Raw genomic sequence first — 23,841 nt, 5'->3', positions numbered from 1 at the left:
GGGGCATCAGTACTCGAGCGGATCATCCTCCTCTTCGCCCGCGTCGCCGGCCTCGCCCGGGTCCGCGGGTCCGGGTCCGGCGGGGTAGACGAAGGCCGTCTCGGGCAGCGGCTCGGTGGAATCGGCCAGGACGAGCGTCTCGGACAGGCCATTGCGGCTCTCGGAGAACCAGTGGCCGGCGTCGGTGGTGAAACCGCCCTGCCCGGACAGGGCACTCGCGCCCAGGACGTCCAGGGCCGCGTTCCTGCCGCGCCGGGCGGCGAGATCCTCGCGGTAGTCGGTGATCCGGCGCCGCCCGTCGGGGGTAAGGGCCATGAGCTCCAGCGAGGGGCCGCCACTCCCACTCAAGAGCCCGATGCATCTCGCCCAGCGCTCGGTGCCGGCGTCGGAGCGCACCCCTTTGACGGCGAGCCCTTCAGCCCAGTTGCTCAGGGCCGAGCCCCGCTCGCCGGGCTCGGAGAACAGCTCGAGCTGCCTGCTGCGCAGCAGACTGCGCTGGTCGGGAGTCAGGTCGTCCTTCACCCGCGCCTGAAGCGCCTCCCACGCCTGCCCGGCCCAGCCGACGGTGAAGACCATCGAGCGCAGGTCCGCCGCCGTATCCGCCAGGGCGTCGTCGTCGGCCTCGACGACCACGCGCTGGATCGGGGCGGGCAGCTCGGCGGCGTGCTCGCACGCAGTGCGTCCGGTGCCTCGTTCGCCCAGCGGGTCGGCCAGGAAGGAGGTCAGAACCGACGCCCAGCGGTCGAACTGGGCGTAGGCCTCCCCCTGGGCGGCGAGGTCCTCGATGGCCAGGCGCAGATTGGCGTTGATGACCGGCAGCCGCGTGCGCCGCGACCTGGCCGCGGCGATGAGGCGGAAGACCTCTCGCTGGCGCCGGACGAAGGTGATCAACGAACCGGTGAGCCACGCCAGGAGCACGAGGGCCGAGACGATCGCGAAGGTCATCCAGGAGATCACGTGAATCGCCCCGAGGAGAGTGCACACCGCGAGCACGGTCGCCAACGCGGCGAGCAGACCCCTGAGGATCCCGGCCAGCCGACGCTGGCTGCGCTCAGTCCGAGCGGTCGGGTCCTGGTCGATGAGCTCCTCGAGCTGGGCGGCCAGAGCGGCGATGTCCCTACGGGTCCTGGAGAAGGAGTCGGCCAGGAGGGCGCCCACGAGCGGGAGGAAGCGCAGATCGCCGCGGCCGCGCCACGCCCCCATGCGCGCCAGATACTGGGCCGCCGCCTGGGAACGGGGCTCGTCGGCTTCGGCGATCCTTCTCAGAGCGGCCCCGACGCGGTCGATCTCCAGGCGGTCCCAGGCGTGGATCACGGTGCCGGCGGGGACGTCGCCGATGGTCTCGGCGACGGTGAAGGAGCCCTCGCCGTCCCGGGGAGGAGCAATGATGTCGCGCTCGCAGACGTACCCTTCGTAGGCGGCCAGCCCCAGCTCCGCGCACCCCGATCCGTCGACGAGAGCGCGGGCGCCGAAGACGAGATCCTGCCACAGGGCGGAGAAGTCCCGGCGGACGGGCCGGCCGGCGCGGGGGAAGTCCTCGGGCATGACGGCGCAGGCCCGCCTGGCGGCGCTGGCGAGATCGCGCCAGCCCGCGGTCCTCCCGGCGGCATCCACCCCGCCGACGACGACGCGCACCGGTGAATCCCGCCCGAAGACGATCGTGCCGGTCGTGGCGGCGATACTCGCCTTGGCGGAGCGCAGGTGACCGCGCAGCCAGTCGCCGGGGGCCCCCCTGATCACCCTGACCATGAAGGAGAAGAACATCGTCAGGGCCTGGAGGAACCCGATCTGCTCGTGCTCTTCGTCGGGCACGGGCGCCATCGGGCGGCGCAGCGCCGACCGGTGGCGTCGGCCCCACGCCCGAGCGGCTGTCGTGGCGCGGTCGGCCGGGTCCGGATAGGGGGCGATCCACACCCCGGTCTCCGCCCGGGTGGGCCGGGGGAATCGTCCGTCCATGCGCATGACCCGACGGCGCAGTTCGTCTTCGGCGGCATGCGCGTCGGTCATGCGCACGAAGGAGCGCGTGACCTCGATGTAGGTCGACGACGTCGTGCGCCGGCCGTCGTGGGGCGCGTCCTCGACGGCGCCGCACAGGCCGGCCTGCACCGCCAGCCCGACGGCGGCGGCGCCCGGGATGCATTCCGGCTCCTCCCACCAGGGGGTCGGGCTGTAGGCCGGATCGGCGGTCGCCTCGGGCGAGAGCATGACGTTGTTCCACCCGGACCGCCCGAGCTCGGCCGCCAGCGGCCGGGCCGACCAGGGCACGAGCACGCGGGTGCATTCGCGCCGGGCCGTGGATGTGATGCCCAGGCCATGGAAGTAGAGCTCGGTCTGCGAGGACAGCGCATCCTGGTCCGGGTGGCCGACCGGGACGACGATCAGGAGTCGCACGGTTCTCAGAGCGTGCCGGTTGACGACGCGGGAGTAGCGCGAGGCGCTGACCCGCCCGTCGCGCACCGAGACGAGCGCGGGGTCGGCGGCGCGGCCGGCGGCGTCGGCACCGGCATCGGGGGCGGACTCGACCCAGTGGAACGGGGCGATCAGACCTGCGCCGGACAGGTCCGTCAGGGCCGCCAGCAGGGGTCGCTGGCTGACGGGGGCGATGAAGACGCTCACGGCGCTGCGCTCCTCCACGTCGCCCGGCGCGGAGGCGGGAGCCGCGTCAATACTCAATCTCGTCCTCCTCGATGGGGGCGTCCTCGCTCAGCGGACTCACCCGAGTCAGGATGGAGCGCACCTTCGCGAGCTCGTCGCGCATCTCGCGGGCCATGTCCACCGACAGCGGCGTCGTGGCCACCTGGGAGCGCCTGGTGTAGTTCGTGAAATGCCTGGCGTCGTCGGTCTTCCCGGCGCCGGGGAGGTACTTGGAGTCCAGATCCTTCACGATGACGTCGCACTGCCCGACGAGTGCCCGACGGCGCTCCTCGGGAGCCTCCAGTCCCTCCAGGGGGCCGGGCACCGGCAGGTCGCCGACCCGCCCCCTCCCGAGCAGTTCGGCGAACACATCCCACAACGGGCCGTCGTCGTCGATGGAGATCTCCTTGCGGTTCTCCCCGTCCTCCGCCCAGCGGCGCAGCACCTTCCAGGGGCGAAACGCCTCCAGACCCCTCCTGCCCGCCTGCAGGTGGGCCAGGAGCATGGACTCCAGCACCGAGGCCAGCCACGCGTTGGGCGCGATCATCCGCGAACGCGGGGTCAGCATGGGCTGCGGGAAGTCCACCCACTGGGCCTCCTCTCGATCCCATACCCGCACCGGCCGGGCGTCGCGCTTGTCCTTCCACGCCGGGCGGTCCAGGCCGCCGGCCAGGGTCGCGGCCCACCAGCCGCTCACCATCGCTCGGCGTTCCCCGTCGCCCACCGGCACCCCGCCGGGCAGCGGGCGGGCCCGACGCCACGTCCAGAAGGCCTCGCGCGCTCCTTCGGAGCCTGCCGCGCGGTCCCAGGCCGTCGACACCGAGCTGAGCAGGCCCGAATAGGCCACGGGGAGAGTGCGCGGATAGGAGCCGAACACGTCGACGCGCGGCACCTCCTCGTCCCCCAGGCTCTTCTCGACGACCTGCACCATGGACGGGTCCACCGACGGGTTGGTTCTGAGGTATTCGAGGAACTCCCCTGCCACCCCCGTCTCCAGTCCGCGGAACGGGATCGAGGAGAAGGTGAAGGACAGCAGCGGGTGCTCACCCTCGTGCAGCCTGGAGTAGATCCGCTCGTCGATCTCCACCAGGGGACGGGCCATGTCCAGCACCCGCTTGAGCCCCACCAGCACCTCCTCGCGGCGCTGCGACTTCTCGAAATCCCCCGCCGACTCGTCGGTCAAGTAACCGCGCAGCGACTGCGAGGCGAACCTCGCGAAGACCTCCCCGCGCCGTCCCACGAAGGCCCGTGCGCGGGCGAGCACGTCGGCCGACCGCAGCTTCACCTCGTACTTCGCAGCGGTCGGCAGCGCACTGCCGGTCGCCCCCTGAAGGCCCGCCGGCACCCAGCGCGTCACGACCGTCAGCAGGTTTTCGGGAGGGCGATCGCCGCTGCCCTGCTCCCACGATCCGGTCAGGACTTCACGCACGGCTTCGGTGTAGGCCCGGTGCAGGTCACCGCCCGATTCCTCGGGCACGGCGGCCACGATGTGCTCCAGGAAGCGCCCCGGGTACTGCTCGACGCCCATGAGGACCACCTCGTTGTGCGCCGTCGCGAACCGCTGCGGCACCGCGGCCCCGTCCGCCGCCCCGGCCGGTGGCTCGCCGGGCCACGCCTGGTAGACGTCGGTCGCCACGTCCGCAACCCCGAATGCGTTGTGGTCGTCCCTGCGCTCGCGCTCGAGGACCTTGCGGGCCTCGTCGAGCGCGTCGGACAGGGGCTTGACCGCCGAGGCCGCCAGATCCCGCAGGGCCGTCGCCAGGTGGGTCGCCGTGCGGGCGAGCAGCCACTGGAACACCGATTCCGCCAGCCCGGCCGTCATCCGGTCCACCAGCTGTTCGCTGCCGGCCTCGCCGAGCCGCGTGCGGCCCATGCCCCGCATAGCCGTCGACAGGGAGTCCGGGACGGCCAGCGCATGGGTCGGGCACTGCATCCCCACCTGCTCCAGCCGGTCCGCCAACGGTTTGAGCACGCCACCGACCTGCCCCAGCTCACCCATGACGTGGATGGCGTACGGCAGCCCCAGGTCCGCCAGGTCGCGGCGCGTCCGGCCGACAATGCCCTCCAGGAGCTCCTGGGCCCGCTGCACTGCGAGCTGGAGGCTCGCGCCCTCCAGCTCCTGGCCGACCAGGTTCTCCTGGGAGCGCAGCCAGTTCGTCATGGCGGTGCCCCACTCGGCCACCGGCATGCCCTCCGTTTGCGGACGGCGGCCCATGACGGCGTCGGCGGTGGCGCGGGCGCGGGCCGCCAGGTGCGCCTTGCCGATCGTCGAACCGGGCCGGTCCGACAGCAGCCAGCCGACGGTCTCACGGTCGACGGCGCCCGTCGCGCCCATCATGGTGGTCCCCGCCGAGACCGGCAGCCCCATATGGACGAGTTCGTCGGACCGGCGGTGCTCCCACAGGTCGGACAGGCGCTGGGAATCGTTCGACGCGCCCCCGGGGGCGCGGAACCCGTCCAGAGCGTGATCGACCGTGCGCCGGGCGAGCCTCTGCGCCGCGTACTCCGCGTACCGGTCGCGCCCCGTACTCAGGGAGGCGTACCCGAAGGACGACCAGGCCGTATCCGTCGGGTCGACGTCCCAGCTCACCAGGTCGCGGTTGGGCACCGTCACCTCGTTGGCGATGTCGTAGCTGACGTACTGCTCGAAGGCGGGCGAAGAGATGTACCGAGCCAGTCCGCGCCCCATGCCGCGGAAGACCCCGTCCGTGCTCCCGTCGCCGAAGACGGCCCCGGTCCCCGCGGCCTTGAGCCCGATGGGGGTGACCCGCTTGAAGGCGCGTCCCGCCGGAACCGTCATCCCCAGCAGCGAGTACAGCTCCTCGTCGAGGCGCGCCGTCTCGCCCCCGGCGCCTGCCTGGGCGGCCACGATCTCGCCCAGCATGGCCAGGGTGTTGCCCGGCATGCCCGTCCGCAGGTGCTCGGGCACGGAGCCGAACACCTCCGCCGTGTACAGGAAGACCGAGATCAGCTGGGGGTCGATCGCCGGGGTCGCGGCGGCCCCGGCCACGAGCCGGCACACGTCCAGGGTCATCGAGGCTCCCGAGCCGCCCGCCATGGAGGAGACCACCAGCACCATCGGGGGCGCCGACGGATCCGGAGCATCGCCCACGCCCGGCACTGCGCGCGCCACCCGCTCGGCGGCCTCACGGGAGGAGGGGCCGGCCATTCGCGCCAGAGCCGCCTCCACCGCCCCGCGCACCTGGCCGAGCCGGCGCAGGATGAGCAGCCGCCCGATCCCGCGGAACTGCCCCGCGCCCACGGTCACGGGGAAGGACACGTCCTGCGGACGCCGCGGCATCCACGTCGCCAGGTGGCGCAGACCGGCCCCGCCGCGGGAGCGCACCCGCGCCGTCAGCGCCTCGTCCACCGCGCGATAACCGCCGTCGGCCACGCCGCAGGCCACGTACGCCCCGCCCTGCTTGCTCACCGAGCCGACGGCCTCGCCCTCCTCCTCCTGCAAGGGCGTGTCGACGTTGAGGAACTGCCAGCAGCCCGGGATCTCGTCGATCCCGTAGGCCGCCAGATCCGCGTCCAGCTGATCCATCATGTAGGACAGCGTCTTCGCGCCCGAACCACCGCAGCCGATGACCAGCACCTTGTGCATTCTCTCGTTTCCTTGTCTCCGGCGCCCACCGCCGGGTCAGCTGTTCACTATCCGGAGGGCCCGCTATCGGGAGGAGGTGTACCCGGCGAACGGGTCGTCCTCGCTGAGCGTCGGCAGCCCGGAGGATGAGGTCGTCGAGGCGGCCGCTCCTCCGGCGTCGTCCGCGAGCCCCGTCGAGCCGCCGCCGGCGTCGTCCGGACGGGCTCCGGCCCCCGCCTGCGGGCGGAGGCGGGCGACGCGGGCGGCCAGCTCACGGCCGGCCCTATCCACGAGCCGGTCCCTGGCAACCTCGGCGGTCCCCTGGGCCACCATGACGAGGGTGACGCGGCGGGGGGAGTCGGGCTGGTCGAGGATAGCGATCCAGTTGCCCCTCAGACTCACGGGAACGGTGGCGCGTCCCCCGCGCTGGCCGACGGGGGCGCCGGAGACCGAGGGCGCGCGCGGCGCGACGACGACGGCGTAGGGCACGCGGGTCGGCCACACGCCCACCCGCGTGCGCAGGACGCAGGGGCCGACCGTCACCTCGCGCGCGCCCCTGGGCACGGACACCCACGTCCACTCCCGGGAGGGGACGTCGATGACGGCGCTCGTGCCGTCGTCCGGCACGTCGACGACCGTGCTCGCCACGGCGATGGTGCCCGGAGGGATGCGGGCGGCGAGGAACGTGAACAGGTACAGCAGGCCGACGGGGACGCCGATGCCCGCGGCCAGCGCGATGGCGAAGGCGGTCCACGCCGTCCCCACGTCGAGCGGCCGGCGCATCTCCGCCCGAAGGGGCACGTCGACCGCCTGGGCGCGATCCGGCTCGTCGAGCGGGGCCACCATGACCGAGGCGCTGCCCGTGACCGCGCCGTTGGCGTGGGAGTCGGCCGACAGGTCCAGTCCGAGCTCGGCGGTCCGCCCCTCGGGAACGCTGACGCAGGAGTCCTGCGAGGAGGCGTCGGAGACGACCGTGATCGCGCCCGCCTGCGCGGGCGCACCCGTCAGGGTGACGGCGTCAGGGGGCACCCAGACGCAACCGGGCCCGGTGACGGCCAGGGCCGCATGCGCCGTCGTGTCCTCCTCCAGGCGGCCGAAGTCGATCGGGGAGGCCAGGGTCGGGAAGTCCAGCGGCGGGTTGATCGAGACGGTCGTCGTCGCCTGCGTCGGCGCCAGGGTCGTCCCGTCGACCCGGCCGCCGTCCGCGCCCGTGGCGGGCGCAGTGGTGACGGTCACCGATGTCGTCACGCTCGCCTCGCCGAGGGCCACATCCCGCCCGACGGGGATATTGACCGGCCGGTTCAGATCCTCGACGTCGTCGGACTCGAAGAGGGTCGTACTCGTCCCCTTCGAGTCGGTCAGGGTCACGGTGGCGGAGAGGGCGCCCGTCAGACGGGAGGTGTCCACGGGCCGGCCGCCGGCGTGGTCGAGGAGTGCGAGTCGCACGTCGTCGACGGTCTCGCCCTGGCGCAGCTCGGTGGTCGCCAGATCCTGCCAGGCCAGGGTCAGCGGCGAGGACAGGTGGAGGTTGACGTTGACCTTCTCGCCCTCGGTCCGGGACTGCTCGTCGATGAAGGACAGGCGCCACTGCCCGTCCCAGGTCGGGGCCGAGTCGGCGGCGAGGTCGACCTGGAGGGTGCGCCCGGTCAGCCACTCGTAGCTCACGCCGTCGGCGGTCTGAGGCCCGGTGGTCTGCGACATGACGATCGGGTCGCTCGCCCCGGGCGGGTAGAGGCGGGCCTCGAGGCCGTCGACGTCGGAGGAGGCCAGCACGTGCACGTCCTGGAGGGAGCCGTCGACGACGAAGCTCGACTCCCCCTCAGCGCAGGCGCCGCCCTGGCAGACGCTCACCGAGTCCGAGCGCACCGTCGTTCCCGCGGCCGAGATGGAATCGAAGGCCATCAGCAGGGAGTCGATGTCGGAGACGGGGTAGAACGAGCCGGTGGGCGAGGACACGTCCCCGCACGACTCCACGCCGTTGGCGGCGGCATTCGTCCCGCCGCCGCCAACGATCCGTCTCATGAAGGTGAAGTCGGCGCCCCCATCGCTCAAACCGAGCCCCAGGAGGGTCACCCCCGAGGAGCGCAGCTGGTCGGCGACGCCGGTGGGGCGGCAGATATCGGCCGTCCCCGCCTGCTCCGCCTGAGCGACCCCGTCCTCGGAGTCGAGCCGGACGCCCGGGGCGTAGGGCTTGTCGGTCCCGATGTCCTGACCGGCCCCGGAGTCGCGCATGTCCAGGTCGTACTCGCCGTCGGAGAGCCACGCCACCGCCCGGCAGCCGGAGGCGTCGTGGTCGACCAGATCCTGGCGGGCGCCCTCCAGGGCGTTCCAGTAGTCCGTGTCGTAATCCTGGACGTCATCGCCGACGGCGGAGATCCGGCTCTTGACCGTTTCCAGCGTGTCCGGCGTCAACGCGGTCCAATCGCCCGCGCCCGCGTAGGAGGCGGCGAAGCCGGCGACGTGCACGTTCAACGTGATGCCGTTCGTCGTCGAGAAGGACGCCAGGCGCTCGGCCAGGTACTGGGCGGCCCTCACCCTCGCCCGGTCGGGGTCGGTGGTGCGCAGGGAACCGGACTGGTCCATGAGGATGACCACAGACCCCTGGCCGCTACCGGCCAGGCACGAGCCGAACTCGGACAGACCGCCCTGCTGGCCAGCGGGCTGGTCGGACGGTTCGGCCGGCTCAGACGGTCCCGATCGGTCGGTCTGTTCGGCCTGCTGCGGGAGAGCCCTGGCGGGGGGCGTCGGACCCGGGAGGGTCGGCGGGGTCAGACACAGGGCGCACAGGAGGACGGCCGCCAGCGTGATCGCCCGGCGGATGGGCGAGGCCGTCATCGCGGGCCGCGTCATGGGCCGATCACATCCTTCCCACGAACAGGGCGATCCGCGCGCAGGCCGCGACGATGCCGACCAGGGCGACGACGATGCTCACCCGGTACAGGAGCGCCGGAAGAGGCTGATGGTCGTACCAGGGACTGGCCTGCCGAGCGGTGTCCCTGACGACGAACACCATGGCCAGTCCCAGTCCCAGAGTCACGGACAGGAGCCAGGCGGCCGCGGACAGGAGGAGAGAACCCGCCAGAGCCGTCAGGACGAGTGAGACCAGGACGGCCAGCATCGAGGCGTACAAGTAGGCCACCGGCGCTGAGACCGGGCGGAGCGTCTGCGGCTGACCGCCGAAGGATTCGCCGCCGAAGGGTGAGTCGTCCGGGGATATGACGTCGGCACGACTCCCGATGCCGGCCCCGGAGGTCGAGGGGCCGTCGATCGGATCCCCGGCCGGCGCGTTCGGCGAGCCGGCCCGCCGGTCCTCCCCACCGAACGCGGGCGAGGCGTCCCAGGCGCCCGCGGACGGGATGTTCGGTCTCGAGGTCATCGTTGCCCCTCCTCAGCCGCCCGGTCTCCCTTCAAAAACGTCGTCATCATTCGCCGCTCCGCAGGATCTCCATGATCTTGTCGCGCCCCGGGACGGATACGCCCCTGTCCCTGAGACGGTCGAATGCCGCGTCCACCGTCTGAGGGTCGACCCGCCCGGCGTAGGCGTTCGCGCTGGCCATCGTCTCCTCCTTAAACGTGCGCGTCCCCTGGACCAGCCCGGCCCCGGCCAGGGGCAGGGGCGCCAGCAGCAGCGCGATCACCAACAGGGCCGCCGGCCATCGCACCGCCGAGCGCACGAGAGCCACGATCGCGGTGATGAAGGCGATCAGGAGCAGCAGCGGTCCGAGGACGATCATCACCGCGTCGACCCGGTTGATCAGCGGCGCACCGTCGAGTGCGACGTCGAAGACGTCGACGGAGGCGAGCAGGTCGTAGCACCCCCACGTCAGCACCCCCGTCCCCAGGAGGCCGATCACGACGCCGACCGGCAGCGCCCTCGATATGCGGGGCCGGCGCGCTCTCCTGCTGGGCGCCCGCGGCTCGACGACGTCCTCGACACCCCATCCCATCGGGGGCGCATCCGCGAACTGCATGGGCCGCCCGGGTCCTGTGGCATCCGCTTCGGGCGCCCCGGCACCGCCGAGGGCCGGCCGACCGACGGCACCGGGGTCGCCGTCAAGATCGGCGCTGGGGTCGGGCGACGGGAGAGCGGACATCGAAGCGGGCTCCTTCGGAGGGCGGGGCCGAGGTTGACGGGACTGCGGAATGAGGCGGCGGTCACCGCCGTCCACGCGCAACGGTACCGGGTGCGGCGGACATCAGAAGGTCGAATAGGCCGGCCGCGCGACGACGAAGTCGTGACCGTTGCACTGGTTCCAGCGCGTCGTATCGTTCCCGGCATCCGCGCAGTCACCATCCGCGTCCACCAGAGGCGCGCTGCGACGGGGGACTGAGACCATGTCGCGCCTCACCCCTGGGTGTCTCCCTACCCCTGGGTGTCTCCCTGACCCCCCTCACCGGCGTTGTTCCCGTGACCGCCGCCGTGATCGCCGGAGCCGTTGTTGCCGTTGTTGCCGTTGTGGTCGCCGGCGCCGCCGTTATTGCCGTTGCCGCCGCCACTTCCGTTGCCGTTGTGGTCGCCGGCGCCGCCGTTATTGCCGTTGCCGCCGCCGCTCCCGTTGCCGTTGTGGTCGCCGATATTGCCGATATCGCCACCGTTCTGGATGATCCGCGTCAACTCGTCGCGCCAGGGCCCCGTCACATTGACGCCCGCAACCTTGACCTGGTCGAGGGCGGCCGCGATCTGCGAGGTGTCGAGCATGCTCCCCCGCTCCTTGGCCTCGGCGACGGTCTGGTCCTTCAGCTGAGTGCCGCCGTAGTAGGCGCCCACGCCGGTGGCGACCAACGGGAGGACGAGAGAACCGATCAGCAGCAGGGTGGCCGCCGTCTTGGGGCGGGCCCGGGTGCAGGCAACGATCGCCGTGATGACGGCGACGAAGGCCAGGAGCGCTCCCGCGCCGATGGCCTTGAGGGCGGTCTGGTCGACGGGTTCGGCGCCGTTAAGGACGACGTCGAAGACGTGGAACGAGGTCAGCAGCGTGTAGACGCCCCACCCCAGCAGCACCACCGAGGCCAGCATCAGAACGGTCCCGATCGGAGTGGCCATCGTGCGCCGCCTGCGGGATCCGCCTCGCCGCGGCAGCGCCTCAGGCTGGGGCTGGACCGCCGGCTGGGGCTGAACCATCGGTTGAGCCTGAACCATCGGTTGAGCCTGAGGCATCGGCTGGTTCCATTGGGAGGCCGCAGGGGCCTGAACCGCCGGCGCCGGGGCGTAGGCGGCGGGAGGCTGACCGGACCACTCGCCCGCACCGGCGGGCATGACCGAGGTGGCGGGCTGCTCGCCGGCCGACCCGTCCGCACCGGCGGGCATGACCGAGGTGGCGGGCTGCCCCGCGGCCCAGTCGGCGGGCAGGGCCTGGGTCGCCTCCGAGTCGACCGGCTCGGAGGATCCGGTGCGGCCCAGGATGCTGGTGCGTTCGGCGGGACGCGGCGTCCCGGACGCGGGGTCGTACGAACGGGGTTCGGGCGGTGTGGAGGTGGACAAGAGCGCTCCCGTAAGACGCGGACGGCTGTCGGACTGTCTGGACGAGGCTACGCCCTCCGCCTGTGGACGTCACCGACGTGCGTCACGTCGTGCCCTCCCCCTCCCCGCACCACGGTTCCCCGACCCGCCCCGAGCCCCTCTGGTCGCTTCGGACCCGCCCGAACCGGCGCCGCGGGCCGGGACCGACGACGGCGTCGTCGGTCCCGGCCCGCGATGTCGGTCTCGCGCCGAGGCGCCTCAGAACTGGTAGTCCTCGCTGGAGGAGAAACCGGTGCGGAAATCGTCGGAGAAGTCCGCACTGAACCCGCCCCCGAAGGAGAAGTCGTCCAGAGCCACGGACTCGCCGACGCCGAACACGTCGTCGCCGAAGCTGGAGTGGGAGAAGACCTCCGCCTTGACCTCCTCGGTCGGCTCGACCTCGATGTCCGAGTAACGGGCCAGCCCCGTACCGGCGGGGATGAGCTTTCCGAGGATGACGTTCTCCTTCAGGCCCAGCAGCGGGTCCGACTTGCCGTTCATGGCGGCCTCGGTGAGCACGCGAGTGGTCTCCTGGAAGGACGCGGCGCTCAGCCACGAGTCCGTCGCCAGGGAGGCCTTGGTGATGCCCATGAGCTCGGTGCGCCCGGAGGCGGGCTTGCCGCCCTCGGCCACCACGCGGCGGTTCTCGGCGCGGAAGTGCATGACGTCGACCAGGTCGCCCTGGAGCAGCGCCGTGTCGCCGGCCTCGAGCACCGTGACGCGACGCAGCATCTGACGCACGATGACCTCGATGTGCTTGGAGTGAATGTCCACGCCCTGAGAGCGGTAGACCTCCTGAACCTCGTCCACCAGATGACGCTGGGTCGAGCTCACCGAGCGCAGGCGCAGGACCTTCTTGGGGTCGACCGGCCCTTCGGTCAGGGCGTCACCGGGCTCGACGCGGTCGCCGTCGACGACCAGCAGACGCTGGCGGCGCGAGACGGGGACGACGAGGTCCTCCTCGCCGTCGGCGCGGCGGATGACCAGGCGCTTGCCGTCGGCGTCGTCATCGATCGCGAGAGTGCCGGCGGCCTCCGCCACGGCGGCCTCACCCTTGGGCGTGCGGGCCTCGAAGAGCTCCTGGACGCGGGGCAGACCCTGGGTGATGTCGGCCGCGCCGGCGGCCCCGCCGGTGTGGAAGGTGCGCATTGTCAACTGCGTACCGGGCTCGCCGATGGACTGGGCGGCGATGATGCCGACGGCCTCGCCGATGTCGACGCGCTTACCGGTGGCCAGCGAGCGGCCGTAGCAGGCCGCGCAGGTGCCGACGGCGGAGTCGCAGGTCAACACCGAGCGGCACACGACCTCCTCGATGCCGGCCTCGATGGCGGCGGCAACCGCGGTCTCGTTCAAGTCGGTCCCGGCCTCGATGACCACGTCGCCCTCGGCGTCGACGGCATCGCGAGCCAGCGTCGTGCCGTAGACGGTGGTCTCCAGGATGTCGGAGACGACCTTGACGGGCTCGCCATCGGTGTCCTTCCAGGTGAACAGGCGTTTGGTCAGGCCCTTGCGGGTGCCGCAGTCGTCCTCGCGGACGATGACGTCCTGGGAGACGTCGACCAGACGGCGGGTGAGGTACCCGGAGTCGGCGGTGCGCAGCGCCGTGTCGGCCAGACCCTTGCGGGCGCCGTGCGTGGCGATGAAGTACTCCAGGACGCTCAGACCCTCCCGATAGTTCGACTTGATCGGGCGTTCGATGAGACGCTGCCGAGGGTCGGCCACTAGGCCGCGCATCCCGGCGAGCTGGCGGATCTGATCCCAGTTGCCGCGGCCTCCGGAGGCGACCATTTGGAAGACGGTGTTGCGCTCGGGGAAGTTCGCGCGCATCGCCTCAGCGACCTCGGCGGTCGCTTTGGTCCAGATGTCGATCAGCGACTGGTAACGGTCCTCCTCGGTCAGGGCGCCGAGCTCGAACTGCTCCTCGATCTCGGCGGCCTCGCCCTCGTAGCGCACGAGGATCTCGAGTTTCGACGGAGGGGAGACGACGTCGGCGAAGGCGACCGTGATACCCGACCAGGTCGACCAATGGAAACCGTTGGCCTTCAGAGCGTCCAGTGAGGCGGCCACGTCCACGCGCGGGTAGTTCTCGGCCAGCGCGTTGATGATGTTCCCCAGCTGCTTCTTGTCCACCGTGTAGTTCACGTAGGGGAAGCTCTCGGGCAGGGCCGTGTTGAACAGGGCCCGCCCCAACGAGGTGCGCAGGGTGATCGGGTCGCCCTCGGTCCAGCCCTCGGGGGCCCGCCAGTCCTTGGGGGCGGTGATGCCCTCCTCGAAGCGGATGAAGGCGGTGGCGTTGACGTCGAGCTTGCCGAAGTCGTAGGCCATGACGGCCTCCGCGAAGGAGGAGAAGGACGGGGTGATCTCGTTGCCCTCGGCGTCCCGGGCCACCTCGACGTCCGGGTCGGGACCCTGGGTCAGGTAGTAGGTGCCGATGATCATGTCCTGGCTGGGCATGGTCACCGGGCGTCCGTCGGAGGGCTTGAGGATGTTGTTGGACGAGAGCATCAGGATGCGGGCCTCAGCCTGCGCCTCGGCGCCCAGCGGGAGGTGAACGGCCATCTGATCGCCGTCGAAGTCGGCGTTGAAGGCACCGCACACGAGCGGGTGGAGCTGGATGGCCTTGCCCTCGATGAGCTGGGGCTCGAAGGCCTGAATGCCCAGCCGGTGGAGGGTGGGGGCGCGGTTGAGCAGCACGGGGTGCTCGCGGATGACCTCAGCCAGCACGTCCCAGACCTTGGGGTTGGCCCGCTCAACCATGCGCTTGGCGGCCTTGACGTTCTGGGCCTCCTTGAGCTCGACGAGCCGCTTCATGACGAAGGGCTTGAACAGCTCCAGGGCCATCTGGCTGGGCAGGCCGCACTGGTGCAGCTTGAGCTGGGGACCCACGACGATGACGGACCGGCCCGAGTAGTCCACGCGCTTGCCCAGCAGGTTCTGACGGAAGCGGCCCTGCTTGCCCTTGAGCATGTCGGACAGGGACTTCAGCGGCCGGTTGCCGACACCGGTGACCGGCCGGCCACGCCGTCCGTTGTCGAACAGGGCGTCGACGGCGTCCTGAAGCATGCGCTTCTCATTGTTGACGATGATCGTCGGAGCGCCCAGGTCCATGAGCCGCTTGAGACGGTTGTTGCGGTTGATGACACGACGGTAGAGGTCGTTGAGGTCGGATGTGGCGAAGCGACCGCCGTCGAGCTGGACCATGGGTCGCAGGTCCGGCGGGATGACCGGGATGTTGTCCAGGACCATCGACTCCGGAGCGGTGCCGGTGATGCGGAAGGCGTTGATGACCTTCAGCCGTTTGATGGCGCGGGTCTTGCGCTGGCCGGAGCCGCCCTCGACGATCTCGGTCAGGGAGGCGGCCTCCGCCTCCAGGTCGAAGGTGCGCAGGCGGGCCTGGATCGCCTCGGCCCCCATGGCGCCCTTGAAGTAGATGCCGTAGTCGGCGACCATGTCGCGGTAGAGGATCTCGTCGCCCTCGAGGTCGCCGACCTTGAGGTTGACGAACCGGTCCCACACCTTGTCCATGTGCTCCAGAGTGCGAGCGTTCTTGCGCCGCAGAGCGGTCATCTCCCGCTCAGCCGTCCTGCGGACCTTGTCGCGCTGGGAGGCCTCGGCGCCCTCGGCCTCGAGCTGGGCGAGATCGGCCTCCAGACGCTGCTGGCGCGCCTCGACGTCGGCCAGTCCGGCCTCCTCGACGTGCTTCTTCTTGACCTCGAGCTCATTGCGCAGGCTGGGCAGATCGTCGTGACGGCCCTCCTCGTCGACCTCGGTGACCATGTAGGCGGCGAAGTAGATGACCTTCTCCAGGTCCTTGGGCGCCAGGTTGAGCAGGTAGCCCAGACGCGAGGGGACGCCCTTGAAGTACCAGATGTGGGTCACGGGCGCCGCCAGCTTGATGTGGGCCATGCGCTCGCGGCGCACCTTGGAGCGGGTGACCTCCACCCCGCAGCGCTCGCAGACGATCCCCTTGTAGCGCACGCGCTTGTACTTTCCGCAGGCGCACTCCCAATCACGGGTGGGACCGAAGATCTTCTCGCAGAACAGGCCGTCCTTCTCCGGCTTGAGGGTGCGGTAATTGATGGTTTCGGGCTTCTTGACCTCGCCGTGCGACCAGGACTTGATGTCCTCCGCGGTGGCCAGGCCGAGCTGGATCCTGTCGAAGACGTTGGCGTCGAGCACAGTTCCTACTTCCGATTAGGTGGTCAGCTCATGAAGAATGGGAAGGCCGTCGCGCCGTGTTCCACGACAGCGCGAGGGCCCGGCGGCCCGGGAGGGGCGGCCGGAGCGCACCGCGCATCGGCCGTCCGCCGACCGGGGCCTGCGGCGGATCAGATCTCATCGACACTCGAGGCGGTGGCCCCGCCCGGGCGCCGCCCCAGGTCGAAGCCGAGCTCCTCGGAGGCGCGGCGACCGTCGTCGTCGGTGTCGTCCAGGCCGATGACATTGCCCTCGGCGTCGAGCGCCTCGACGTTCAGGCACAGCGACTGCATCTCCTTCATGAGCACCTTGAAGGACTCGGGAATGCCGGGCTCGGGGATGTCCTCGCCCTTGACGATGGCCTCGTAGACCTTGACGCGCCCGTTGACGTCATCGGACTTGACCGTGAGCAGCTCCTGGAGGGCGTGGGCGGCGCCGTAGGCCTCCATGGCCCACACCTCCATCTCGCCGAAGCGCTGGCCGCCGAACTGCGCCTTACCGCCCAGCGGCTGCTGGGTGATCATGGAGTACGGGCCGGTGGATCGGGCGTGGATCTTGTCGTCGACCAGATGGTGAAGCTTGAGGATGTACATGTAGCCGACCGAGACCGGGTACGGGAACGGCTCACCGGAACGCCCGTCGAAGAGCTGAGCCTTGCCGTCGGGACGCACCAGTTGGACGCCGTCGGGGTCGGGCAGGGTGGAGTCCAGCAGGCCCATGAGCTCGTCGTCGCGCACGCCGTCGAAGACGGGGGTGGCCACGGGAGTCCGCGGCTCGGCGACGACGCCGTTGTCGGGAAGGCGCTCCGCCCACGTCTGACCGGCCTCGCGGGCGGACGAGGCGTCCCAGCCCCGCGAGGCGACCCAGCCCAGATGCAGTTCGAGGACCTGGCCGACATTCATGCGGCTGGGCACGCCCAGCGGATTGAGGATGACGTCGACCGGGGTGCCGTCGGCCAGGAAGGGCATGTCCTCGACCGGGTTGATCTTGGAGATGACGCCCTTGTTGCCGTGGCGGCCGGAGAGCTTGTCACCCACGGTGATCTTACGGCGCTGAGCGATGTAGACGCGCACCATGCGGTTGACGCCGGCGGGCATCTCGGCGTCCTCGGTGGCGGCGTCGAACTCGCGCACACCGGTGACGATGCCGTACTCGCCGTGGGGCACGCGCAGCGAGGTGTCGCGCACCTCGCGGGCCTTCTCACCGAAGATGGCGCGCAGGAGGCGCTCCTCACTGGTCAGTTCGGTCTCCCCCTTGGGGGTCACCTTGCCGACCAGGATGTCGCCGGAGCGGACCTCGGCGCCGATGCGAATAATGCCGCGCTCGTCGAGATTGGCCAGTGTCTCCTCGGACACGTTGGGGATGTCGCGGGTGATCTCCTCGGCGCCGAGCTTGGTGTCGCGGGCGTCGACCTCGTGCTCCTCGATGTGGATCGAGGTGAGCATGTCCGCGGCCACCACGCGCTGGGAGACGATGATGGCGTCCTCGTAGTTCAGACCCTCCCAGGTCATGAAGGCCACCAGGAGGTTCTGCCCCAGGGCGAGGTCGCCGCTGTCGGTGGCGGGGCCGTCGGCCAGAACGCTACCGACCTCGACCCGCTCGCCCTCGGAGGCGACGACGCGCTGGTTGTAGCAGTTGCCCTGGTTGGAGCGACGGAACTTCGCGGCCTTGTAGACGGTCTCGGTGCCGTCGTCATTGGCCACGCGCACGAAATCCGCGCAGACCTCGGTGACGACGCCTCCCTTGGAGGCCACGAGCACGTCCCCGGCGTCGATGGCGGTGCGCCGCTCCATCCCGGTGCCCACGAGCGGGGCGTCGGGGCGGATGAGCGGGACGGCCTGACGTTGCATGTTGGCGCCCATGAGGGCCCGGTTGGCGTCGTCGTGCTCCAGGAAGGGGATGAGCGAGGTGCCCACCGAGACCATCTGGCGCGGGGAGACGTCCATGAGGTCGACCTGGCCGGCCGCCACGAGGGCCGGCTCGCCGCCGGTGACCCGGCACAGGACGTGGTCCTCGGCGAAGTGGCCGTCGGCGGTCAGCTCGACGTTGGCCTGGGCGATGACGTGGCGATCCTCGTCGTCGGCCGTCAGGTAGTGGGTCTCGTCGGTGACCTGACCGTTGACGACGACACGGTAGGGCGTCTCGATGAACCCGAAGGGGTTGATGCGGGCGAAGGTCGCCAGCGAGCCGATAAGGCCGATGTTCGGGCCCTCGGGGGACTCGATGGGGCACATGCGTCCGTAGTGCGAGGTGTGGACGTCGCGCACCTCCATGGAGGCGCGCTCGCGGGACAGACCGCCGGGGCCCAGCGCGGACAGACGGCGCTTGTGGGTCAGGCCGGCCAGCGGGTTGTTCTGATCCATGAACTGGCTCAGCTGAGAGGTTCCGAAGAACTCCTTGATGGCTGCGGTCACGGGCCGGATATTGATGAGAGTGTTGGGCGTGATCGCCTCGACGTCCTGGGTCGTCATGCGTTCGCGCACCTGGCGCTCCATGCGACTCATGCCGGTGCGCACCTGGGACTGGATGAGCTCGCCCACGGCGCGGATGCGGCGATTGCCGAGGTGATCGATGTCATCGAACTCGACGGTGATGTCGACGATCTCGCCGTCGCGCACGCCCTCGATGGTCTCGGCGCCGGCGTGCAGGGCCAGAAGGTACTTGACGGCCGCGGTGATGTCCTCGATGCGCAGGACGGAGTCGGTCAGGTCCCCGTCCAGGCCGAGCTTCTTGTTGATCTTGTAGCGGCCGACCTTGGCCAGGTCGTAGCGCTTGGCGTTGAAGTAGAAGTTCTCCAGCAGGGTGCGTCCGGCTTCGACGCTGGGCGGCTCCCCCGGACGAATCTTCTTGTAGATGTCCAGGAGGGCCTCGTCCTGGGTGGCGACCTTCCGGTCCTCATCCAGGGAGGCGGTCAGCGCCGGATAATCCTTGAACTCCTCGCGGATCTCGGACTCATCCATGCCCAGGGCCAGGAGGAAGACGGTGATGTCCTGCTTGCGCTTGCGGTCCACGCGCACGGCCACATGGTCGTTCTTGTCGATCTCGAACTCGAGCCAGGCGCCGCGCGAGGGGATGAACTTGACGTTGTAGACGTACTTGTCGGACGCCTTCTCGGTAGTGCGCTCGAAGTAGACGCCCGGGGAGCGCACGAGCTGGGAGACGACGACGCGCTCGGAGCCGTTGACGATGAAAGTGCCCTTGTCGGTCATGAGCGGGAAGTCACCCATGAAAACCGTCTGAGATTTGATCTCACCGGTCTGGAAATTTTCGAAATCAGCGACGACGTAGAGGGGGGCGGAGTAGGTCAGGTCCTTCTCCTGGCAGTCCTCAACCGTGTACTTCGGCTCCTCGAAGCGGTGGTCATGGAAGGACAGTGCCATGGTCTCGCCGAAATCCTCGATCGGGGAGATCTCGTCGAAGATCTCCTCCAGCCCGGAGGTCTCGGGCAGGGAACCCGGACGCTCGGCGTTCGCGGCGGCGACTCGAGCGCGCCACTTCTCATTGCCGACGAGCCAATCGAAGCTCTCGGTCTGGAGGGCGAGAAGGTTGGGAGCCTGCATGGGCTCGGCGATCTTCGCAAAATTGATACGCCGCGACGCGGTTCGCGCGGCGATGTCAGCGGCAGTAGGTGCGTAGGTGCGCGAGGCAGCCAAAGGGGATCCTTCCCTCATCTCGGGGATCACTCTGCGCTCACCGCGGTACGTGCGGGACGGGCCTCCTGGCGTGAACCCGACGGTCGACGTCGGGAGTCGACCAGTGCCACTGACGCCAGTACACACAATGGACGCAAAGCGCTAGCGTACACGTCTGACATACCACGGACCATGCCCGTACGGCACTGGTTCTTGCGATTCACGCCACAGTCGCGCATACTGCCCCACTCGACGTCCCGACCGCGCCCCGTCCCGGGTACGACGGCGCCCCGCCCACCCGTCGGGTGGGCGGGGCGCCGTCCGGCCGGACTCCCCGATCCTCCGGCCGTGCACCCGATCGGATGCACGGCCGACCGGCGTCGAACGGAGCCGGGCGGCCTCACGCGAGGGTGACGGTGGCGCCGACGCCCTCGAGCTGAGCCTTGGCCTTCTCGGCGGCCTCCTTGTTGGCGCCCTCGAGGACGGGCTTGGGAGCCCCGTCGACGAGCTCCTTGGCCTCCTTCAGGCCGAGGGAGGTCAGGGTGCGCACCTCCTTGATGACCTGGATCTTCTTGTCGCCGGCGGCCTCGAGGACGACGTCGAACTCGTCCTTCTCCTCCTCGGCGGCGGCCTCGCCGGCGGCGGCCGGGGCGGCGGCGACGACGGCGGCGGCCGGGGCGGCCGCGGTGACGTCGAAGGTCTCCTCGAAAGCCTTAACGAACTCGCTCAGTTCAATGAGAGTGAGCTCCTTGAAGGCCTCAATGAGCTCGTCGGTGGTCAGCTTCGCCATGATGGGCGTTCCTTCCTGGAAAACGGGTCTGCACCGCCGGTGATGTCGGAGCCGACAAAGCCGGTGGCCGCCGGCCGGCGCAGGGATGGGAGTGAGTGGATGTGGGTGGCGCGCGCGGCCGTTCAGATCAGGCCGCGGCCCGCTTCTCGCGCAGGGCGTCGACGGTGCGGACCGTCGTGGAGGCGGGTGCCGCGAAGAGACGCGCGGCCTTGGACAGCGACGCCTTCATGGCACCGGCCGTCCTGGCGAGCAGCGCCTCGCGGGATTCGAGCGACGCGAGTGCGTCGACCTCGTCGGCGTTCATGACGTTGCCGTCCATGACGCCGCCCTTGATCACGAGCTTCCGATTGTCCTTGGCGAAGTCACGCAGTGCTTTGGCGGCCTCCACCGGTTCACCGGTGACGAAGGCCAGGGCCGTGGGGCCCTGGAGGTTCTCAGCGAAGGTCTCCAGCCCGACCCGGCGGGCGGCGATCGCAGTGAGCGTGTTCTTCACCACGGCGTACTGGGCGTTACCGGCGAGGGAACGACGCAGCGTCTCGAGATCGGCGACGCTCATCCCGCGGTATTCAGTCAGCAGGACGGCGCCGCAGGAGCGGAACCTGTCCGCCAGCTCGGCAACAGCCGCTTCCTTATCAGGCCGTGCCATGGGCCCTCCTTCCGTGATCTGCCGCGGGCGTTCGGCCACCATCGGAAAAGCCCCGCGCCGGTGGGCACGGGGCTCGCGCTCCGGAAGCGGAGCGGACTCGTCTCTCACCTGCGCGGGCTCCGAATGACGTCGGACTTGGCCCCGGCCCTCGCCAGCCCCTGCTGACGAAGACCGGGAGACCCGCGGTCTCTGGCAGGCAACACACTACAGGTCGACGGTCGCGGTGGCGCAGGCAGAAACGTTCCCGTAAGGGTGTGATCGGTCACGGCCGACGTCGGCCGAGTAGGACGACCTCCGCAGGCGCCGTCGAAACCGCGCGGACCGCCCCGATCCCCGCAATCCCTCCGGCTCAGCCGGCGTCGACGGCGTAAATGGCCAGATCGCCGATGGAGGTGGGGGACGTGCTCTGCTTCACGAGGATGCGCGGCTTGTTCGCGACGCCTCCCCCGACGTTCGTCGAGGACGGCAGCGCGTTGAGGAAGGTGCCCCCTGTACGCCACAACTCCTCGCCGGAGTCGAGGTCGTAAGCGATGACGTGGTCCCCGGTGGCGTCCTTGCTGCTTGCGGGCTGCCCCATCGTGAACAGGACCGCCGAGTCGCCTCCGATCAGTCCCTTGGGCGTGATGACACAGGATTCTCCCCTGGTCATCTCGGGCGGGGAGTAGGTGGTCCCTTCTTTGCCCAGACGCGTCGCCTGGCAGGCGGAGGTGTCCACGGAGATCCCCTGCGCGGAGCCGGCGCCGACGACCTCGACCGTGTTACCGTCCCCCTGACCGTCCTGGAGAGCACTGTAGATGTCCTTCGCCTTCGGGTCGGAGGAGACCGTCCAGCCGGGCGCGGGTGAATCGGCGCTCCCGACGGAGCCGACCTCATCGCCCTCGGCATCGTAAACGGTCGTCGTATCGCCGACCACGACGAAGGCCCTGGTGCCCGCGTCAATGCTCACGCCCCCGGGGTCGAGGGGATCCCCGGAGCTCGTCTTGAAGTTGGGCTCCTTGTCCATCGGCTGGGAGTAGAGCATCGTGCCGGTGGAGGCGGACAGGACCTGAAGACTCCTCCCCCGAGTCTCGTAGGCCAGGATGAACCCGTTGTGGACCCGGGCCCTGGAGTACTCGCCGCTGGACCGCCACACCTCCGTGCCGCTCTCGTCGAGCGCGACCAGGGGCCCCTTGTAATCATCGTCGATCAGGATGGCCCGTGAGCCGTCAGTGCCGACAAGTTTGTGGTCGGCGGGTCCGGGCACCTCGTCGGTGGTCGAACCGTCCATGGACACGAGCGTGACCGCGTCGCCGCGCATGCTCTCCTCGCACATCAGTGTCGAGTCGTTCCAGAACATGGCATCATCCGAGCACTCGCCCGTCCACACCGCGGACTGATCGGCGCTGTCGAGGTCGTACAGCGACCACTCGGAGCTGGCGGTGATGCCCTTCCCGAACGAGAGCACCGCCAGCGCCCTGCCCGACGGGGAGAGCTGGTATTTGGACACCGAGCTGAAGCGCTCCGCCTCGACCAGTTTGGCCTTGGCCCCCGGCAATGAGGCGATGGTGCCGGCGAGGGCCTCCTGCTGGCGGTGATTCGTCCACAGCACCATCCCGGTGGCGACCAGGGCGACGACGACGGCGGCGGCGATGCTCGTCACGACGAGCACCCGCCGTCGGCGACCTCGGCGCGACGGCGCGGCCTCATCCGCCCCGACCGTGGTCGGGGCGGATGCAGACATCGAAGAGGCCTGCATCGGCGCCCCGGAGGAGGCCGACGGCGCGACCATGGTCGGCGTGTGCCAGTCGGCGACCGTCGGGGCGGTCTCCACCGCGGAATCGGCCGAGTCCGCCCGCTCGGATTCGGAGGACTCCTCGTGCCACATGTACGGCACGGCCGAGGGTGTCGAAGCCGGTGGCGCCTGCATCCGCGGGGCGGCGGGGAGTCCCACGAGCCCGGGGACCATCGTCGTCAGGCACTGCGCGATCTCCCGCGCGCCGGGCCGTGTCGTCGGCTGCTTGGCGAGCATCCGCTCGATCATGGCCCACAGATCGTCGGGCACGCCTCGGGGCCGTCCCGGGGCGCGCCGTGCATGCTGCCCCAGGATCTGGGTGGGCGCCCCGACGAACGGCGGCACGCCGCAGAGCGCCTCGTACAGGACGATTCCCAGGGAGTAGACGTCGGCGGCCGGAGTCGGGGCGTGAACGTCGAGGATCTCCGGAGCCATGTACAGCGGCGTGCCGATGGCCCCCGTGGCCCTGGAGGAGGCCACCGTGTTGCAGATGCGCGCGACGCCGAAGTCGGCCAGGCGCGGGGTCCACGAGGTGGCGGCCGGGGTGCCGGGCGCCTGGACGGGGACGTCGATGAGGACGTTGGCCGGCTTGACGTCGCGGTGGACGATGCCGGCGTCGTGCACGGCGGCCAGCCCCTCGGCGACGAGCGCGCCGAGCTGGGCGACGTCGGCGGGCGGCATGGTGCCGGCGGACTGGAGGAGCAGTTTCAGATCGCCGCCGCCGACGTAGTCCATGACGATAGCCGCGGTCGTCCCCTCCACCACCATGTCCTGAACGCCGACCACGTAGGGCGAGCGCACCCGCATGAGGGTGGCCCGTTCGCGCACGAAGCGTTCGATGACGCCGGGATCCTGGAGGAGATCGGCGCGCAGGAGCTTGACCGCCAGGCTGGACGCGGGGTCGCTGACCCGGTTGCCGAGCCAAACCTCCCCCTGAGCACCGGTGCCGATGAGAGAAGTCAGCACGTAGGCGCTGCCAAGACGACGGGGCTCTCCAGAAGGAGTCTGAGTCGGGACGGTCATACGGGATCCGCTCGGGTCGGGGCTGGTACGGGACCAACCTACTCGGCGTCGGTGCCCAGCGC

General features: G+C 70.3%; 12 protein-coding genes. All 12 read right to left on the bottom strand.

What is annotated here, in order from left to right:
• Nucleotides 1-6: 6 nt before the first annotated feature.
• Nucleotides 7-2,673 (bottom strand): hypothetical protein, encoded by a 2,667-nt coding sequence (locus HMPREF9062_RS04560; protein ID WP_253270657.1) that lies wholly within the window; start codon nucleotides 2,671-2,673, stop codon nucleotides 7-9.
• Entirely contained in the window at nucleotides 2,663-6,241 is a 3,579-nt protein-coding gene (locus HMPREF9062_RS04555; RefSeq protein WP_009748874.1) for a tubulin-like doman-containing protein, read from the bottom strand. The genes HMPREF9062_RS04560 and HMPREF9062_RS04555 overlap by 11 nt, the downstream gene beginning before the upstream one ends.
• Nucleotides 6,242-6,304: 63 nt before the next feature.
• The gene (locus tag HMPREF9062_RS04550) at nucleotides 6,305-9,070 is read right to left on the bottom strand and encodes a VWA domain-containing protein (RefSeq protein WP_009748873.1); all 2,766 of its coding nucleotides are present in this window, start codon (nucleotides 9,068-9,070) and stop codon (nucleotides 6,305-6,307) included.
• 7 nt (nucleotides 9,071-9,077) lie between these two features.
• A complete protein-coding gene (locus tag HMPREF9062_RS04545; RefSeq protein ID WP_009748872.1) occupies nucleotides 9,078-9,596 on the bottom strand; it encodes a hypothetical protein in 519 nt (172 codons plus the stop codon).
• A gap of 46 nt (nucleotides 9,597-9,642) precedes the next feature.
• Nucleotides 9,643-10,314 (bottom strand): hypothetical protein, encoded by a 672-nt coding sequence (locus HMPREF9062_RS04540; protein WP_034253756.1) that lies wholly within the window; start codon nucleotides 10,312-10,314, stop codon nucleotides 9,643-9,645.
• Nucleotides 10,315-10,416: 102 nt separating this feature from the next.
• The gene (locus HMPREF9062_RS12880; protein ID WP_156789969.1) at nucleotides 10,417-10,557 is read right to left on the bottom strand and encodes a hypothetical protein; all 141 of its coding nucleotides are present in this window, start codon (nucleotides 10,555-10,557) and stop codon (nucleotides 10,417-10,419) included.
• 26 nt (nucleotides 10,558-10,583) lie between these two features.
• Nucleotides 10,584-11,702, bottom strand: a complete 1,119-nt coding sequence (locus HMPREF9062_RS04535) for a hypothetical protein (RefSeq protein ID WP_009748869.1) — start codon at nucleotides 11,700-11,702, stop codon at nucleotides 10,584-10,586.
• A 237-nt stretch (nucleotides 11,703-11,939) separates the two neighbouring features.
• Nucleotides 11,940-15,899 carry a DNA-directed RNA polymerase subunit beta' gene (locus HMPREF9062_RS04530; RefSeq protein ID WP_009748868.1) on the bottom strand — a complete coding sequence of 1,320 codons (3,960 nt, stop codon included), beginning with the start codon at nucleotides 15,897-15,899 and terminating at the stop codon, nucleotides 11,940-11,942.
• Nucleotides 15,900-16,048: 149 nt separating this feature from the next.
• Nucleotides 16,049-19,570, bottom strand: a complete 3,522-nt coding sequence (rpoB, locus tag HMPREF9062_RS04525; protein ID WP_009748867.1) for a DNA-directed RNA polymerase subunit beta — start codon at nucleotides 19,568-19,570, stop codon at nucleotides 16,049-16,051.
• A gap of 379 nt (nucleotides 19,571-19,949) precedes the next feature.
• Entirely contained in the window at nucleotides 19,950-20,339 is a 390-nt protein-coding gene (gene rplL, locus HMPREF9062_RS04520) for a 50S ribosomal protein L7/L12 (RefSeq protein ID WP_009748865.1), read from the bottom strand.
• Between the two features lie 127 nt (nucleotides 20,340-20,466).
• Nucleotides 20,467-20,985, bottom strand: a complete 519-nt coding sequence (rplJ, locus tag HMPREF9062_RS04515; RefSeq protein WP_009748864.1) for a 50S ribosomal protein L10 — start codon at nucleotides 20,983-20,985, stop codon at nucleotides 20,467-20,469.
• Nucleotides 20,986-21,334: 349 nt separating this feature from the next.
• The gene (locus HMPREF9062_RS04510; protein ID WP_009748863.1) at nucleotides 21,335-23,779 is read right to left on the bottom strand and encodes a serine/threonine-protein kinase; all 2,445 of its coding nucleotides are present in this window, start codon (nucleotides 23,777-23,779) and stop codon (nucleotides 21,335-21,337) included.
• Nucleotides 23,780-23,841 lie beyond the last annotated feature (62 nt).

The sequence above is a fragment of the Actinomyces sp. oral taxon 448 str. F0400 genome (genome assembly GCF_000220835.1).
GTDB lineage: Bacteria > Actinomycetota > Actinomycetes > Actinomycetales > Actinomycetaceae > Actinomyces.
Note: the sequence above shows the minus strand (reverse complement) of the source record. Positions and strands in the feature narration are given on the sequence as shown.